The sequence below is a fragment of the Flavobacterium rarum (SeqCode) genome (genome assembly GCF_965234445.1).
Classification (GTDB): Bacteria; Bacteroidota; Bacteroidia; order Flavobacteriales; family Flavobacteriaceae; genus Flavobacterium; species Flavobacterium rarum.
Genome location: NZ_OZ248490.1, coordinates 421140 through 437842, shown reverse-complemented (window position 1 = coordinate 437842; position 16703 = coordinate 421140). Strand labels below are relative to the sequence as shown.

Sequence of the window (16703 nt, the reverse complement as noted above, 5' to 3'; positions counted from 1 at the left end):
GTTATAAATATTGATTAATTCCTTTTTCAATAAAAGTTAATTTTTTTTCGGTAGTCTGTTTTAAAATTTCATCATTTATTTCAAGTTGACTTCTTGATTGCTCTTTATGATAAATATGATATGCAATTCCACAGTTTTTCAATCTTTTTCCTTGTATTCCAATATTATGCATTCGTTGGATCATTTCGGAATCATCTATTCCCCAGCCCACTAGATTTTCATTAAAACCATTTATTTTTATAAAATCAGATTTCCAAAAGGACATATTACATCCTCGAAGTTTTGAAGAACGTTTATCGATGCTTTTTTCAAAACGCATAAAAAATGGAATTCTTATGGTTCTTCCTCTTTTTTTAATTCCTTTGGAAAACATATTAAACTGAGTTATTTTTTTTGAAAATAATTCAGATAGAAATTTTTTTTGAATGTTTACTCTTGATCCAAATAAATAATGTCCTTTTTCTGCAAAAGTTAGGTGGTCTTCTATAAAATGTTCATTCATTATAATATCACCATCAATCTCAACTATATAATCATATTTTGCCCTAGCAATAGCTTTATTCATAATCATAGGCTTTCTGTTTTTGAGATCTTCGTGCCAAACATGAATTAATGGTATTGGGAATGTTTTTTGAAAATGAGCGATTAGCTGTTTTGTGTCTTCAGTTGAACCATCATCTGCAATTAATACTTCTTTTGGTAAAACAGTTTGATTCAGTACACTAAGTAACAATAAATTTAATGCTTCAGGCCAATTATAAGTAGGTGTAATAAGGGAACAATTTGGAAGTATTTTCATAGTTTATAAAAAATAAGGCAAGTTAAGATTATTTTTTATATTTGTAAAAAAAATTCTTCCCTGATAATCTTTTCCAAAAAACAAATTATTTAATTGAAATGAAATACTACCAAAATAAGCCTCAAGGATATTATGATAATGTTCGAAGGGAAATGTTGCATTACCTTCCAGAAAAGGCAAAAAAAATTTTAGAGGTTGGATGTGGTAATGGAGCTTTTGCATTTTTGGTTAAACAAAAAAATGATGCCGAAGTTTGGGGAATAGAATTGATGGAAGAAGAAGCTATAATTGCAAAAACAGTTTTAGATAATGTTTTGATTGGAAGTTGTGAAATATACTTAAATGAACTTCCTGAAAAGTATTTTGATGCAATATATTTTAATGATGTATTAGAGCATTTAGCAGATCCTTATTCGGCATTAGAAATTTTAAAATCTAAATTAGCGCCGAATGGAGTTATTATAAGTTCAATTCCAAACGTACGTTTTTATAGAAGTTTTGCAAAGGTTGTCTTTGCAAAAGACTGGAAATACGAAGAATATGGCATAATGGATAAAACTCATTTAAGATTTTTTACTGGTAAAAGTATAAAACGAATGTATGAAGATTTAGGATATAAAGTCTTAGTTCACGAAGGGTTAAATAAAACTAAATCATTAAAACCTTTTCTTTTTAATGCATTAGTTTTATTTACACAAATGGATATTATAAATCATCAATATGCAACTGTTGCGTGTTTAAAATAATTGAGAATAATGTTAAATGAATTTTATAATAACACTGTTTTTAATAAAGAAGAAGTTCTTTTATTAATACAAAATTTCAAATCTTCCGGAAAACTTTTCGGTGATGGCAAACGAAACATCATTAAATTATTCGAATTAGACGGAATTACCATAAATATAAAATCTTTCAAAATTCCAAATTTGATTAATAAGATTGCTTATAAGTATTTTAGAAAATCTAAAGCTAGGCGTTCTTTTGAGTTTGCTGCACTTTTATTAGAAAAAGGAATAGGGACACCACAGCCAATTGCGTATCTCGAAAATCATAGTTGGATTGGATTAAAAGACAGTTATTATGTAAGCGAGCATCTACAATGCGATTTGACGTATAGAGAACTTGTAGAAATTCCTGATTATCCAGATCATGAAAATATTTTGAGACAATTTACTCGTTTTTCGTATGATTTGCATCAAAAAGGGATTGAGTTTAAAGATCATTCTCCAGGAAATACCTTAATTAAAAAAACTACGGATGGAAAGTACGAATTCTTTTTGGTTGATCTGAATCGAATGAACTTTCATCAAACAATGTCTTTTGATTTACGAATGAAAAACCTTTGCAGATTGACACCTGTCAAAGAAATGATAGCCGTTATGAGCAATGAATATGCCAAAATATCGGGCGAGTCAGAAGCATTAATATTTGAAACACTTTGGAATAAAACTACAGATTTTCAAGAAAAATTTTACAGAAAAAAAAGATTAAAAAAGCGATATATGTTTTGGAAATAAGAAACTAGTTTTGTTTCCATAAACGGTTTAACTCTTTATATCTTACTGAAATGCAAAAGGCATTAAGATAACAAATAATAATGCCTTTTTTTCCATCAAGGATGCCCAAACGAATAATGTAATTGTAAATAAAATTGTAAGCAGGATGAAAGACTTTCAAAAACAAATTCGATTTTTTTTGCTTTGCAAATTTTTCTTGAGCTTTAAATTTTCCGTAAAATATGATTTTTTCTTTGTAATCGTTAAAACTGGCATAGGAATAATGGATTAGTTTGTTTTTTAAATGCCCAATTTCTCCTTCTACTATTAATTTTTCGTGAACCAATCTTTTTTCATCATATTTTGCAAATTTTTTATTGAAAAGCCGAAATATTTTATCGGTTTGATTCCCGCTATATTTTAAAATTTTTTTCTCAAACATGAATACTCTTTCAAAGAAGTAAGCAGAGTATCTTTGGTTATTTTGCAGTGTTTCAATAATTTCTTGTTTTAATTCTGGAGTCAAATACTCATCGGCATCAAGGAATAAAATCCAATCATTATTTGACTGTGAAATAGCAAAATTTCTTTGAGCGGAGAAGTTTTCAAATTTATTTTGTAAAAAAGTTACTTTTGGAAAAGATTTTGCAATATCGGCTGTTTTATCAGTGCTAAACGAATCAACAATTACAATTTCATCAGCAAAATCCAAATCGGATAAAAGAGAATGCAGATGTTCTTCCTCATTTAATGTAATGATCAAAACGGATAGTTTTTCAGTAATGCTATTTGGCATATTTTGTTTTTTGATAGTTTACTGATCTTTGACTTAACCATGTGTGTTCTACTATGGCGTTTGAATAATACAAACATAAATTCTTGAGTATGTATCTATTGGTTTTTAATTTTATATTAGAAAAAAGTAATAAACTCAAAAGGGACAAAATTATTTTTTCAAGTAATGTAAAAAGAATCAAAAATGTATGAGCAGAAATTTTTGACAAATTACTAAAGTTGTTTTTAATATATACGTGTTTAGAAATGATAACTTCTGTTCTACTACTATATTCCGTCTCAAAATTTATTCTTGATGAGCCTCCATGTTCGTGAAAAATAGATGTTTTGTTGGTAACTGCAATTTTACCTTTTTGTTCTTTTACCTTTTTGCAAAGATCAACGTCTTCAAAATACAGCCAATAATCCTCATTCCAGCCACCTACTTTTTCAAACCAATTGCGACTCATGAAAATGAGTGCACCTGTTGTCCAATCTGGATAAAAAAGCTCTTTATTGGCGCTAAAAAAGGAGTCGCGTTTTATCTGAAATACTACTTTAGAAAGATATTTAGTTATTGTAAAAAGTTGCAGAAATGTTGGGAATACTTTTTTTTGATTAAAGAACTTGTTTTTTTTGTTAACCTGTAAACAAGATAAAATTCCTATTTCTGGATTTTTTTTATAGGTATAAAATAAAGTGTTTAGTGCAGTTTCCGAAATAATAGTGTCAGGATTTAAAAACAAAAAATAGTCTCCTTTTGCTTTTTTGGAGCCAATATTACAACCATTAGAATAACCAGAGTTGATGTTGTTTTCTATAAAATTATAATCTTTGAATCGGGTTTTAAAAATGCTAAACTGCTCATCATTCGAGAAATTATCGATTATAATAACTTCAAAAGCTATTTTAGAATCATCTATTAAAAGTAATGATTCTAGACAGTTTTGTAATGGTTTCCAACTTCGGTAATTAACTATTATAATTGAAATGTCCATTAGTAAATAGATGAAGTTTTAAAAATATTTAAAGGTATAAAAGGCTAATACGACAAAAACTAGTTGTTTTTCAGGTTGTTGTTTATGAAAAAATCAATTTTATCTATAAATAATTCAGGAGTGAAATATTCATACATTGTGGTGTGATTTTTTTTAATTTCATCGTGATGGAGATTGTCAAATAACTCAGGTTTGAAATCATTTAAATGCACCGATATGTTATTTAAACCATCTTCAAAAGTCGCCCAAATACTTTTTTCTACAAAAGGAGAGAAAATAGTAAATGCGGGTTTGTTTAATGCTTTTGCCATATTGATTGCCCCTCCATCATTGCCTATTATTGCATCACATTGGTTCATTATTGAAACAAATGATCTTAAATCTGTGCCAAATAAATCAAAATGTATTTTCTCCTTAGTGCTTATTGAGCAAGAATTGTATATAAATTTAGCATCCTCAATTTGACTTTCAAAATAGTTGAAAAGAATGTTTACATCATACTTTGCAATATGTTCAACGACTTGAACCATATATTCAAGCGGATATGTTTTGTTTTTCTCACTCCCCAATAAACTGATCATTACGGTTTTTTTGGTTCTTTTTATTTTGTGTTTTTCAAAAAGTAAAATGGTTTCTTCATTCTCTTTAGGACTTACAAATAATTTTGGATAGGGGTCAATATTTTTTTCGTCTAGTTTTAGTGGTCCCAAAAATAAAAGTCTATTTTCAATGGCAAACCCATATTTTGGCTTATCATTATTTCCATAACGCTTTAAGTTATGTGTGTAGAATAAAGTGGTGTACCATTTGTGATATCCTGCTTTAATAGAAGCGCCAGTAAACATTGTAATAAGATTGGTCTCTAATTTATTATAAACATCAATTACAATATCATATTTTCTAGCTCTAATTTTAAAAATAAATTTAAATAACGAAAAATAATTTTTTCGGACTTTATGGGATAAAGGTATTATAGTATCAATATTTGGATTCCCAATTAATACATCATTACTATTTGTATAGCACATGAAATCAACAGTATAGCTCGGGTATTGTTTTTTTATATTGTTACATATAATTGTACTTGTAAGTACATCACCAACTCTTTTTTGCTGAATAACTAAAATTTTCATATTGAATTCACTTAATTTGAGTGCTAAAATACAAAGTATTTATAGATATTTGCCAGCGCTATTTTACAAAAGGGGATAAAGTAGCCAAAAATAATATATTTTTGCAAAAGCAAATGAAAAATACAATGGCAATAAGTGGTTTAGTTATTACTTTTAATGAAGAGAAAATGATTGGAAAGTGTATTGATGCACTTTTTAAAGTTTGTGACGAAGTAATTATAGTCGATTCGTTCAGTAAAGACAGAACCGTTGAGATAGCCAAAGAGAAAGGTGCAATTGTTGTTAAACAAGCTTTTCTAGGGGATGGTCCTCAGCGTTCTCATGGTTTACCTTTTTGCAAAAATGATTGGATTCTTAATTTAGATGCAGATGAATTTCTAGATGACGATGCTACGGATTATATTTTAAAAGAGAAATACCTCAAAGGTGATTTTGATGCTTTTAGTTTTAGAGTAAAAAATTTTTTAGGTGATAAGTTAATTGATTTTGCAGGTTGGTATCCAGATCATAAAGTTCGTTTTTTTAATAAAAAAACCGCTAATCCATCTGATTCCGTAGTGCATCAAACAATTATAGCTACAAAGGAAAAGCAAGTTGCCGTGCATATATTGCATTACGGATGGGACTCATTAGAACAAATTATTTCCAAAAAGAATCAATATTCTGGTTGGGACGCCCAACAACTTTATGATGATGGTAATAGAATTTGGAGCTACAAGCCTATTTTAAATGGAATCGTTGCTTTTTTGCGTTGTTATTTCTTTAAAAAAGGATTTTTGAATGGGTTAGATGGGTTGACTATTTCTATGATTCAAGGCTTCTTCTCCTATATGAAATATGCCAAATTAATTAAAATCCAAAAGAAAAATAAAATATAATTTTATAATAAAGAACAAAAAAGCCAATTAAGGTAGAATTATTTTTACTTTAATTGGCTTTTTTAATTGTAAACAATACTTATATTTTAATCTATTGTTAAAGCATCATTAGTAACTCGTTCATAATAGGTTTGTATGTATGCTTTTAAAAAGCGAGTCATATTATTTGCTTTTGTTACTTCTGTTTTTAACAAGTTTGTTTTAAGATACACATCCTTTTTCCAATTATATAAGCCAATGGGTTGGTTATTTGCAAAAGCTAAATAATAATCATCTTGTATATAATGGTAAGTGCCCTGAAGATAGTACACCACAAAATTATTTTTGGATTTAAAACTTTTGCCAAAACTTACCATATCTGTTTTTATATTTAAATAGTCCAAAATACTAGGCATAATATCTATTTGTTGAAAATTATTTTCATTAACACCTACAAATTTAGGATCTGATGGGTCAAGAAAAAGAATGGGGATACTAAATTTTCCAATGTTTGTTTTGTCTTTCTTTTTATCTCCTTCGGATGAAGTGTGGTCAGAAGAAATTACAAAAAGCGTATTGTTATACCAACTTTGTTTTTTTGCCGTTTTAAAAAAGTGGCGTAAAGAAAAATCAGTATACCCAATGCATTCTTGTATAATTGTAGTGCCTTTTGGGAATTTCCCTTTATATTTTTCGGGTATTTTATATGGATTATGTGAAGAAATCGTAAAAAGAGAGCTAAAAAAGGGCTGTTTAAAACTACTGAGCTTGTTGCAAAAAAACTGCATAAATTCTTCATCATAAATCCCCCATTTTCCGTCAAAGGCTTCTTTACCCACATATTCATCTTTTCCATAATACTGATCAAATCCAGCTACTTTTGCATATTGATCAAAATTCTGACTTCCATTGAAAGCACCGTGAAAGAAAGAAGTTTTATACCCTTCTTTTTCCAAAATGATTGGAAGCCCGTGTATTTTGTTTAACGCAAAACTGGATGAAATAAAAGAGTTATTCATTAAACTTGGAATACTGGATAGTATGGAAGGAACCGCATCAATTGAAGCTTTCCCATTTGCAAATCCATTTTTGAAATAATAGGACTTTGTAATTAATGAATCTAAAAAAGGAGTGTAACCTCTACCAACATTTTCGTTGCCAAAACTTTCTAAAATGATTACTACTACGTTTTTTTTAGTAATCGCTTTATTTGGATTTAAGTTTATTATTGGATTATATATTGAAATTAATTCTTTTTCATCAAAGTAATGCACTTTTTCAATGTCTTCCTTTTTTGCTAAAGTTTTTATTATACAAAAAGGGGTGTTTAATATTAATGCAGAATTCCCAAGTTCACCATAAACTACTGCATCAACAATTTTAAGTGGTTTTTTACGAAAACCACCGCGTGAAATTAGTAATCCTAATGCTATTGCAAGAATTAGAAAAGCGTATTGCTTTAATAAATCATTTTTCTGAAGTTTTTCAATTGAATTTATCTGCTTAAAATTGGGAAGCAGTTTCCAAAAAAGCACACTAAATATCAAAAATGCAACACCAATGTACCAAAATTGCATTAAAAAAGAGGGGATCAATCCAAAAATTTCATGTTCCATTCCTTTAGCTGTAATCATGCTAAAAGTACTTCGTTTACCTGTAAATCGATAATATATAATGTCAATAAAATTGGTAGCTATGAATAAGAGGTTTAATGCGTAAAAAGAGATTTTCAGTCTTTTTTGATAGGTTAATGTATATTTAAAATTTCCTGGAATCAAATGAGCAACGACAAAGGCCAAATTCAAATAGGCAATTGCCGAAAGGTCAAATAAAACGCCTCCTTTTAAAGTTTTTAAATTAAAATTTTGAAAAGAACCAACGTTCATAAAGTAAAAAAGAACTCTGGAAATCTGATAAATTAAGACTAATAATAGTAATCGTTTGAGTAATATTAAACCGTTTTTTTTGTAATTAATCATTTAAAATAATGTTTTTTTGATCTTTCATAATTTAGAAAAAATCATTTAGGTTTAGAACTTGATGTTCTGTTAACTTTGAAATTGGGCTACTCTTTTTTTTTAGTAAATTTGTTTACTTTGAACTTGTGATAAAATTATCTTACTTTGAAGAAAAGTGATAATTCTAAAAGCTTTTTAATTAGAGGGGGCAAACTTAATTGATTTACTTAATTTTACAAAATAAAAATGCCAAATTACAATAGATAATTCGATTGTAATTTGGCATTTTTATTTTGAAGTTTGGGATTTTTATACCGCTACATCATATTCGCGCAAAGCGTTATTCAATGAAGTTTTCAAATCTGTAGATGGTTTACGGGTTCCAATAATCAAAGCGCAAGGCACTTGAAAATCGCCTGCTGCAAATTTCTTAGTATAACTACCAGGAATCACTACAGAACGAGCAGGAACAAAACCTTTTCTTTCTACTGGCGTATCACCAGTAACATCTATGATTTTTGTTGATGCTGTCAAACAAACGTTTGCACCAAGTACGGCTTCTTTACCTACGTGAACTCCTTCAACAATAATGCAACGTGAACCAATAAATGCACCATCTTCAATGATTACAGGCGCTGCTTGCAATGGCTCTAATACACCGCCAATACCAACACCACCGCTCAAGTGGACATCTTTGCCAATTTGAGCACAACTTCCTACGGTTGCCCATGTATCAACCATTGTTCCTGCATCAACATAAGCACCAATGTTTACGTAACTTGGCATCATGATTACACCGCTCGAAATATAAGCACCATAACGTGCAGAAGCTCCAGGAACTACACGAACTCCTTTTTCTGCATAATCTCTTTTTAACAACATTTTGTCGTTGTATTCAAAAATTCCAGCTTCTAATGTTTCCATTTTTTGAATAGGGAAATACATAACAACTGCTTTTTTAACCCATTCGTTTACTTGCCAACCTTCACCAACTGGTTCTGCAACACGTAATTTCCCTGTGTCTAATAATTCTATAACTTCTCTGATAGCATCAGTTGTAGTTGTTTCTTGTAGCAAAGCACGGTTTTCCCAAGCTTGTTCTATTATTGGTTGTAATGGGTTCATTTTTGATAGATTTTTTGCAAATATACCATTTTTAAACAATAGCAAAAAAGAGAAATTGTATGGAAAATGTTATAGATTTAACTTAATAGTCATTTATTTTGTGAAATTAATTTTAGTTTAAAAGTGGTATATTTGTGTAATAAATAAAATTGCCATGGAAACGTTACAATTAGAATTTCAGCCCAACATAAAAGGAAAACTATTGGAATTATTGAGTTCATTTTCTTCTGAAGAACTTAAGATAGTTCAGGAAGACCCTTTTTTTGATGAAAATGAAAGAAAATTAGACATTGCTTAAGTTAAACTTAAAAGCGGAACTGAAAAATTTTATTCCATTGAAGAAGCTGACGCAATTTTAGACAAAACATTTTCGGAATATGACAGTTAATGTTTCTTCTGAAAAAGTATTTTAATTTTGGTTGTCAGGAACCCACTTTTTCATTTAATCGGAAGAAAAATATTTTTGATGTGGGTTTCAAATGAATTTCTAATATTATTGACAGACCAAGTTCGATATATTTATAAAGATAAACCTCGGGCTGCTTTGAAATTTAGAAAAGACTTAGTCAAAAATATTAAGAAAGATCTAAAAGATCCTTTTCAATTTAAAAAATCATGGTATTTTGAAGATGAAAGGATAAAAGATTATGTTTTTAAGGGTTGTACTTGTGTTTATAAAATTGACACAAATAAAAATATCATAACTGTTGTTGGATTTACCAAATATAAAAATTCATTATAATTTCATTTATTTCTTAAAAATGCCAAGAATTCTCTCCATAGATTACGGTCAAAAACGAACCGGAATAGCCGTTACCGATGAATTACAAATAATAGCATCAGGCTTAACTACGATTCCATCAACCACTGCAATAGCTTTTTTGAAAGATTATTTCTCTAAAGAAAAAGTAGAAGCAGTTCTCATTGGTGAACCCAAGCAAATGAATGGAGAACCTTCGGAAAGTGCTTCTATAATCAAAGGTTTTGTGACTCATTTTACCAATCATTTTCCGGATATGAAGGTGGTTCGGGTAGACGAACGTTTTACTTCCAAAATGGCTTTTCAAACAATGATCGATAGCGGACTCAATAAAAAACAACGTCAAAACAAAGCACTTATAGATGAAATTTCGGCTACAATTATGCTTCAAGATTATCTGAATCGTAAATAAGTTGTTTTTAATGAATTGCTAAATCGTTTTCGTATTTTGTAACTTATTCCCATTAAATTTATTTTTTATTGTGATTTTATGAGTTAATTTTGCAACTTTTTAAAATCTAATAACATGCCAGATTCAACAATTCGTTCAAATACTGATGTCGTACTAATAGGTGCTGGAATAATGAGTGCTACATTAGGATTAATTCTCAAAGAATTACAACCCGATTTAAAAATTGATATTTACGAAAGATTAGATATTGCAGCAGCAGAAAGTTCAGACGCATGGAATAATGCTGGAACTGGTCATTCTGCTTTTTGCGAACTCAATTATACTCCAGAAAGCCCTGATGGAACAATAAATCCAAATAAAGCAATTAGTATTGCTGAGCAATTTGAGGTATCTAAACAGTTTTGGGGGTATTTGGTTCAAGAGGGTAAACTTCCAAATCCAGAAGATTTTATAAAAAGTATTCCTCATATTAGTTTTGTTTGGGGTGATAAAAATGTTGATTTTCTAAAAAACAGATTTGAAGCTTTGCAATCCAATCCTCTTTTTGCTGAAATGATTTTAAGTACTGATTTTGCTGAATTGCAAAAATGGATGCCTTTAGTAATGGAAGGCAGAAATTTGGAAGAAAAAGTAGCTGGAACTTCAATGAAAATTGGTACTGATGTGAATTTTGGAACATTGACCAGAAATATGCTAGCGTATTTGACAAAATTAGATAATGTTACCATACACTTCGGACATGAAGTTAAAAAATTAAAACAGCGAGAAGATAAATCTTGGAGGATTAAAATCACTGATTTGGCTACAAATCAAAGTAAAAAAGTATATACTAAATTTGTTTTTATAGGAGCTGGTGGAGGTTCATTACCATTATTAGAAAAAGCAAATGTACCCGAAGGAAAAGGATATGGAGGTTTCCCAGTTAGTGGGCAATGGTTAAAATGCACAAACCCCGAAGTAATAGCAAAACACCAAGCCAAAGTATATGGAAAAGCGAGTGTAGGTGCGCCACCAATGTCTGTTCCTCATGTGGATTCTAGATTGATTGATGGCGAGAAAGCTTTACTTTTTGGACCATTTGCAGGTTTTTCAACTCGATTTTTAAAAAATGGTTCTTATTCAGATTTGCCATTGTCTATAAAATCAGACAATGTAATTCCGATGATTGTTGCAGGATATAAAAACATTCCGCTTACTAAATATTTAATTGAACAAGTACGACAGTCACCAAAAGACAGAATGAACGCCTTACGTGAATATGTTCCAAATGCCAGAACTAAAGATTGGAAATTGGAAAGAGCTGGACAAAGGGTTCAAGTTATTAAAAAAGACGAAGAGCTCATTGGAAAATTGGAGTTTGGAACCGAAATGATTACTACATCAGATGGTTCATTGGCGGTTTTACTTGGTGCATCTCCCGGAGCTTCAACTGCTGTATCTATAATGGTTGAATTGGTTGCTAAATGTTTTAAGGAACAAAGTCAATCAGTCGAATGGCAAGAAAAGTTTAAAAAAATGATTCCATCTTATGGACAAACCTTAAATGACAAACCGGAGCTTTTAGCAGAAATCAGAAAAAATACAGCAACAGTTTTAAAACTAAACGAGTAGTTTTTTAGCTACAGTATTCAGTCGCAGTTTTATGTTCTATTCAAGAGTAATAACTGCGACTTAAAATTTACTCAAGATTCCATCAGTTTTTCACTGTTTTTTGTAATACTTCCCGATAAATTGGTTAACCAAATTAATTGTTCTATTACCAATTGAGCTTCCTGCATTTTCAAATTAAAAGCTTCTTCATCTATTGGATCTCCTTCTTTTAATTCGTTTTTTCGAATGTTTTTTAATTCAATAAAACGATTGGCTAATTCTTCTTTTGAGATTTTATTGGTGTCCTTAATCGCTTCTTCTTTTAAAAATGAAATTGCATCTTCAAGATTTTTCAGCACCTTTTCTACCACAATTGTAAATGCTTTTGATGATGGTGTTGTAGTATGAGATTGAATATAAGTCCCTAAAGAAGCTACAGAGGAGAGTAAGGAATGATTGAGTTCTGTTAATTTATACAGTAATACAATATTTTTTTGTTTGGATTTTGGTTCTTGAGACATTCTTTGGAAGGACGCCATAAGGTTCCCAATTTCTATAAAAGCATTTTTTCTGGCCAAACGATAAGATGTTGTGACATCTCCTTTTTTGGTATAAAAAATAAAAATTTCATTTAAATAAATTTTATTAGCAGTTATAGATTTTTCAATATAGTCAGGGACTTTGAGATATTCCCAGGAAGGCCATAAAAAATGATTGGCAAAAAAGGCCAAAAGAGCGCCTGTTAATGTATCAATTATTCTAAATTGTATAACATTTACAAAATCAGGAGATAATATTCCATGTAGAAAAACAATATACATGGTTACAAAAATGCCACTAACGGTGTAATTGGTTTGAGTAAACGAGAATCCAAGAAGCATACAGCTTATTGCTAAAAGGCTCAATGTAAAGTGGTTTGGTGCTAAAAACAAAATGCTAAAGGCGATGATGCCACCAATAACAGTTCCAGTTGCTCGTTGTATGGATCGTTGTTTGGTCAATCCATAACCAGGCCTCATAATAATGATGATGGTCATTAATATCCAATATACATTTTGAAAAGGCAGCATTATACCTATGATTCCACCCAAAATAAGTGTTGTGGTCAATCGTAAGGAGTGTCTGAATATAGTAGAGGAAAAACTAATATTCTCAATAAATGTGCTTATTGGATAATATTGGGGCGTTAGGAACTTCTCTAAATCTTTGTCCTTACCATTAAAATCATGAATGTTTGAAACCGATGTAAATGCTCGCTCAATAATTTTAATTTTTTCAATTTGCTTTTCTGCATATTCAAGCATGGTTTTTAACATTAATACTCCTTCTGACGCTTCTCTTTTACCTAATTCATTTTCGTATTCATTTATAGCATTTTCTAATGATACTAATTGTTTGGTTAATGAACTTTTAGGGGTATAATTAGTTCTTTTTTCAATATTTTTAGATATTTGTTTAAGGGTAGAAGCCAAATTATAAGCTAAGTTTTGGTATTTTGTCAAAACCTTAGGATGATCTTTAAATTTCAGATGCAGTTTATCATGATCGAAAGAAGTGGATATTGCTAATTCCATTATTTCTACTAATGAAATAAAAACAATAAGCATTTTTCGATTTTGATTGGAAGATACCGTATTGATGTGTTTGCCAATAAGTACTCTTCGGATATTATGGTGAATAGCATTGAGTTCGACTTGTAAATGCAATTGTTTTTCTATAATCTCTTTTCTATCAGCAATACTATTCCATAAATCACCTCTTAGTCTTAAATATTTGGATGTCAATTTAATACTTTCGGCTACTTGCAATTCCGTATAGCGATTTGGCCTGATATAATAAAAGGTCAATGAAACCAATAAATAAAAAAATCCTCCAGCAAGTAACAAACCCGAATGTTGGAACATTTCTATTCCGGTATGCAGATGAGAAAACGAAAGCGATACTGATAATAATGCCGAAAACGAAGTAAATGTTGCTCTCTGGCCATAAACAGATAGCATGGCTAAAATAAACACCAAAATGGAGAAAAAAGGGTAAAAAATAATAGGAATAGGGAAGGTGAGGTTGATTAATAAATTGACTCCAGCTACCAAAAATGCAGTTACAACAATACCGTTAATTTTATGCTTTAAACTACTTGGAATATCACTTGGATAGGTTAAGAAAGCCCCAAGTGCAATAGCAAAACCTATTTCAAAATGATTAAAATAAGTAAATACCAAAACAGGTATAACTGCCGATATAGTTGCTTTTAATGCGTTTGTAAAATAAGTGCTATCAGTGAATTTTTCAATTTTATCCAGCATTGATTGTAATTTGCTACAAAGATAACATTTGTAGAATGAAAAATAGTTTTAACAGCTATATTTAAGTCATTTTATAAAGGGTGTACGACAAAATGCATTTCTTTAAAAAAAAATTAGGCGCAACTAATTTTAAAAATTGATTTTTTGACTTTGTTTGACACATCTTTCAAAGATTTACACCGATTAATCTGTGCAAATTTGTGTAATCTGTGTCTCATATTTTGAAACAATGCAATTTGTCGTGCACCCGATTATAAAGGATTATACTTTGAATTTATTTTTTATTTTCAACTAATTTTTTGCATATAAAAAAATGCTAACTCGATAATTTGAGATTTTACAATCAAAAAACAAATACTTTTAAAGAAGAGAATAATCATTATCTATTTTTTTACTATTTTTGCCAACCAATTTAATTGGAATTTTTCCTTTATTTACGATAGTTAATACTAAATACAATACGAATGATATTACCAATTATAGGATATGGTGACCCTGTTTTGAGAAAAATAGGTGACGAACTTACTCCTGAATATCCAAATTTAAAAGAGATTATTGCAAACATGTACGATACAATGTACAATGCTTGTGGAGTTGGTCTTGCTGCAGAACAAGTAGGTTTGTCATTGCGATTGTTTGTAATTGATACAACACCTTTCAGTGATGATGAAGAATTAGAAGCAAAGGAGCAAAAACAATTGAATGGGTTCAAAAGAACGTTCATTAATGCAAAAATGATCAAAGAAGAAGGCGAAGAATGGGCTTTTAATGAAGGTTGTTTGAGTATTCCTGATGTGCGTGAAGATGTATATAGAAATCCCACTATTACAATTGAATACTGTGAAGAAGATTTTGTGATGAAAACCGAAGTTTTTGATGGGTTGATTGCCAGAGTAATTCAACACGAATACGATCATATTGAGGGGATTTTGTTTACGGATAAAATTTCTTCTTTAAAAAAGCGTTTGATTCAAAAGAAATTAAAAAATATCATCGAAGGAAAAACATTTCAAGAGTATAGAATGAAGTTTTTTGCCAAAAAAGGAAGATAAATTTAAGTGATCAGTGTTCAGAAATCAGTCCCATAACTAAAGGGAGTGATCAGTTTTTTTTTTAAAATAATAAATAAATATATAATGAATTTAGAGAAAATATTATCAATATCAGGTAAGCCAGGTTTATTTGTATTGAAAGTTCAAACTCGTACTGGTTTTGTTGCTGAGTCATTGTTGGATGGGAAAAAAGTAACCGTTAGTTTAAAAAGTAACGTAAGTTTGTTATCTGAAATTTCAGTTTACACTTATGAAGGTGAAAAACCATTAGCCGAAATAATGCAAAATATCGCTAATAAAGAAAACAAAGGTGCTGCTCTTTCTCATAAAGAAGACAATGCAAAATTGTCCGCTTATTTTAGAGAGGTTTTAGCAGATTATGATGAAGATAGAGTATATCCTTCTGATATCAAGAAAATTTTGAACTGGTACAATATGCTTCAAGAAAGAGGTATGATTGTAGATGACGCTCCTGTAGTTGCAGAAGAAGCAGCACCTGTAGCAGAAGAAGTGGTTGTCGAAGTAGCAAAAGCTCCTGCTAAAAAAGCAAAAGCTAAAAAAGAGTAAACACTATAAATTGTGTATATTTATCCTGCTAAGATTTTTCTTGGCAGGATTTTTTTTTAGAAGAAATCATAAACGGTATAATTTCCAATTTTTAAAACTTTAAAATGAACAAAGACAATCAACTTCAAGCTTTCAAACGATTATTAGATATAATGGACGATTTGCGTGAAAAATGTCCATGGGATAAAAAGCAAACCATGCAAACTTTACGTCATCTTACTATTGAAGAAACGTATGAGTTGGGAGATGCCATATTAGACAATGATTTGAATGAAGTAAAAAAGGAATTGGGCGATTTACTATTGCATATTGTTTTTTATGCCAAAATAGGAAGCGAAACCAACGATTTTGACATGGCCGATGTCTGTAATGATATCTGTGAAAAGCTTATTCACAGACATCCTCATATTTATAGCGATGTTGTAGTTAAAGATGAGGAAGAAGTAAAGCAAAATTGGGAGAAACTAAAGCTAAAAGAAGGTAAGAAATCGGTTCTTGAAGGTGTTCCCAAAAGTTTGCCTGCTCTTGTAAAAGCAAGCCGAATTCAGGATAAAGTAAAAGGTGTCGGGTTTGACTGGGAAGAATCACATCAAGTTTGGGACAAAGTTCAAGAAGAATTACAAGAGTTGCAAGTGGAGATAGAAGCTGGTGATCAAGACAAAATGGAGGCCGAATTTGGAGATGTTTTGTTCTCGATGATTAATTATGCCCGTTTTTTGAATATAAATCCAGAAGATGCCTTAGAACGTACCAATAAAAAATTCATTAAACGTTTTCAATACCTAGAAAGTAAAGCTGGAGAGCTAGGCAAGCCACTTATGGATATGACGCTTGCCGAAATGGATGTTTTCTGGAACGAGGCGAAAAAGCTTTAGT

The 16703-nt window shown here is 30.3% G+C and carries 17 protein-coding genes; 10 read left to right on the top strand and 7 right to left on the bottom strand.

Features of this window, described 5'->3' with window-relative positions:
• Window position 1: 1 nt before the first annotated feature.
• Window positions 2-799, bottom strand: a complete 798-nt coding sequence (locus tag AC8GF4_RS10100; RefSeq protein WP_506594380.1) for a glycosyltransferase family 2 protein — start codon at window positions 797-799, stop codon at window positions 2-4.
• Between the two features lie 98 nt (window positions 800-897).
• Here AC8GF4_RS10100 and AC8GF4_RS10095 point away from each other — a divergent pair, with 98 nt between their 5' ends.
• Both AC8GF4_RS10095 and AC8GF4_RS10090 read left to right on the top strand, forming a co-directional pair.
• The gene (locus AC8GF4_RS10095) at window positions 898-1545 is read left to right on the top strand and encodes a class I SAM-dependent methyltransferase (protein ID WP_506594379.1); all 648 of its coding nucleotides are present in this window, start codon (window positions 898-900) and stop codon (window positions 1543-1545) included.
• 9 nt (window positions 1546-1554) lie between these two features.
• Complete coding sequence (locus tag AC8GF4_RS10090; RefSeq protein WP_506594377.1) at window positions 1555-2316, top strand: lipopolysaccharide kinase InaA family protein; 762 nt, start codon at window positions 1555-1557, stop codon at window positions 2314-2316.
• A gap of 4 nt (window positions 2317-2320) precedes the next feature.
• Here AC8GF4_RS10090 and AC8GF4_RS10085 read toward each other — a convergent pair whose 3' ends face one another.
• The 3 genes from AC8GF4_RS10085 to AC8GF4_RS10075 are packed head-to-tail and all read right to left on the bottom strand — an operon-like array spanning window position 2321 to window position 5200.
• Window positions 2321-3091, bottom strand: a complete 771-nt coding sequence (locus tag AC8GF4_RS10085) for a glycosyltransferase family 2 protein (protein WP_506594376.1) — start codon at window positions 3089-3091, stop codon at window positions 2321-2323.
• Window positions 3081-4067: a glycosyltransferase family 2 protein gene (locus AC8GF4_RS10080; RefSeq protein WP_506594375.1), complete on the bottom strand. Its 987-nt coding sequence runs from the start codon at window positions 4065-4067 to the stop codon at window positions 3081-3083. The genes AC8GF4_RS10085 and AC8GF4_RS10080 overlap by 11 nt, the downstream gene beginning before the upstream one ends.
• A gap of 59 nt (window positions 4068-4126) precedes the next feature.
• Window positions 4127-5200 (bottom strand): glycosyltransferase family 9 protein, encoded by a 1074-nt coding sequence (locus AC8GF4_RS10075; protein ID WP_506594373.1) that lies wholly within the window; start codon window positions 5198-5200, stop codon window positions 4127-4129.
• Between the two features lie 125 nt (window positions 5201-5325).
• Between AC8GF4_RS10075 and AC8GF4_RS10070 the strand changes: the two genes are divergently transcribed.
• Entirely contained in the window at window positions 5326-6078 is a 753-nt protein-coding gene (locus AC8GF4_RS10070) for a glycosyltransferase family 2 protein (protein ID WP_506594416.1), read from the top strand.
• Between the two features lie 86 nt (window positions 6079-6164).
• Here the strand turns inward: AC8GF4_RS10070 and AC8GF4_RS10065 are convergent, their stop codons facing one another.
• Window positions 6165-8036 carry an LTA synthase family protein gene (locus AC8GF4_RS10065; protein ID WP_506594372.1) on the bottom strand — a complete coding sequence of 624 codons (1872 nt, stop codon included), beginning with the start codon at window positions 8034-8036 and terminating at the stop codon, window positions 6165-6167.
• A gap of 288 nt (window positions 8037-8324) precedes the next feature.
• Window positions 8325-9140, bottom strand: coding sequence for a 2,3,4,5-tetrahydropyridine-2,6-dicarboxylate N-succinyltransferase (locus AC8GF4_RS10060; RefSeq protein WP_506594371.1), 816 nt, complete (start codon window positions 9138-9140; stop codon window positions 8325-8327).
• 154 nt (window positions 9141-9294) lie between these two features.
• Between AC8GF4_RS10060 and AC8GF4_RS10055 the strand changes: the two genes are divergently transcribed.
• From AC8GF4_RS10055 to AC8GF4_RS10040, 4 genes are all read left to right on the top strand, one after another.
• On the top strand, window positions 9295-9438 hold the full coding sequence (locus AC8GF4_RS10055; protein WP_506594369.1) for a hypothetical protein: 144 nt from the start codon (window positions 9295-9297) through the stop codon (window positions 9436-9438).
• A 168-nt stretch (window positions 9439-9606) separates the two neighbouring features.
• Window positions 9607-9882: a type II toxin-antitoxin system RelE/ParE family toxin gene (locus tag AC8GF4_RS10050; protein WP_506594368.1), complete on the top strand. Its 276-nt coding sequence runs from the start codon at window positions 9607-9609 to the stop codon at window positions 9880-9882.
• Between the two features lie 19 nt (window positions 9883-9901).
• Window positions 9902-10312, top strand: coding sequence for a Holliday junction resolvase RuvX (gene ruvX / locus AC8GF4_RS10045; RefSeq protein WP_506594366.1), 411 nt, complete (start codon window positions 9902-9904; stop codon window positions 10310-10312).
• Window positions 10313-10426: 114 nt separating this feature from the next.
• Window positions 10427-11923 (top strand): malate:quinone oxidoreductase, encoded by a 1497-nt coding sequence (locus tag AC8GF4_RS10040; protein ID WP_506594365.1) that lies wholly within the window; start codon window positions 10427-10429, stop codon window positions 11921-11923.
• A gap of 71 nt (window positions 11924-11994) precedes the next feature.
• On the opposite strand, the gene AC8GF4_RS10035 is transcribed toward AC8GF4_RS10040, so the two are convergent.
• The gene (locus tag AC8GF4_RS10035) at window positions 11995-14208 is read right to left on the bottom strand and encodes an FUSC family protein (RefSeq protein ID WP_506594364.1); all 2214 of its coding nucleotides are present in this window, start codon (window positions 14206-14208) and stop codon (window positions 11995-11997) included.
• A gap of 464 nt (window positions 14209-14672) precedes the next feature.
• On the opposite strand from AC8GF4_RS10035, the gene def reads away from it, so the two are divergent.
• The 3 genes from def (at window position 14673) to mazG (ending at window position 16702) form a co-directional block, all read left to right on the top strand.
• The gene (gene def, locus AC8GF4_RS10030) at window positions 14673-15260 is read left to right on the top strand and encodes a peptide deformylase (RefSeq protein WP_506594362.1); all 588 of its coding nucleotides are present in this window, start codon (window positions 14673-14675) and stop codon (window positions 15258-15260) included.
• Between the two features lie 84 nt (window positions 15261-15344).
• Entirely contained in the window at window positions 15345-15827 is a 483-nt protein-coding gene (locus tag AC8GF4_RS10025) for a DUF5606 family protein (protein ID WP_506594360.1), read from the top strand.
• A gap of 104 nt (window positions 15828-15931) precedes the next feature.
• Window positions 15932-16702 (top strand): nucleoside triphosphate pyrophosphohydrolase, encoded by a 771-nt coding sequence (gene mazG / locus AC8GF4_RS10020; RefSeq protein ID WP_506594358.1) that lies wholly within the window; start codon window positions 15932-15934, stop codon window positions 16700-16702.
• The last annotated feature ends 1 nt before the right edge of the window (window position 16703 follow it).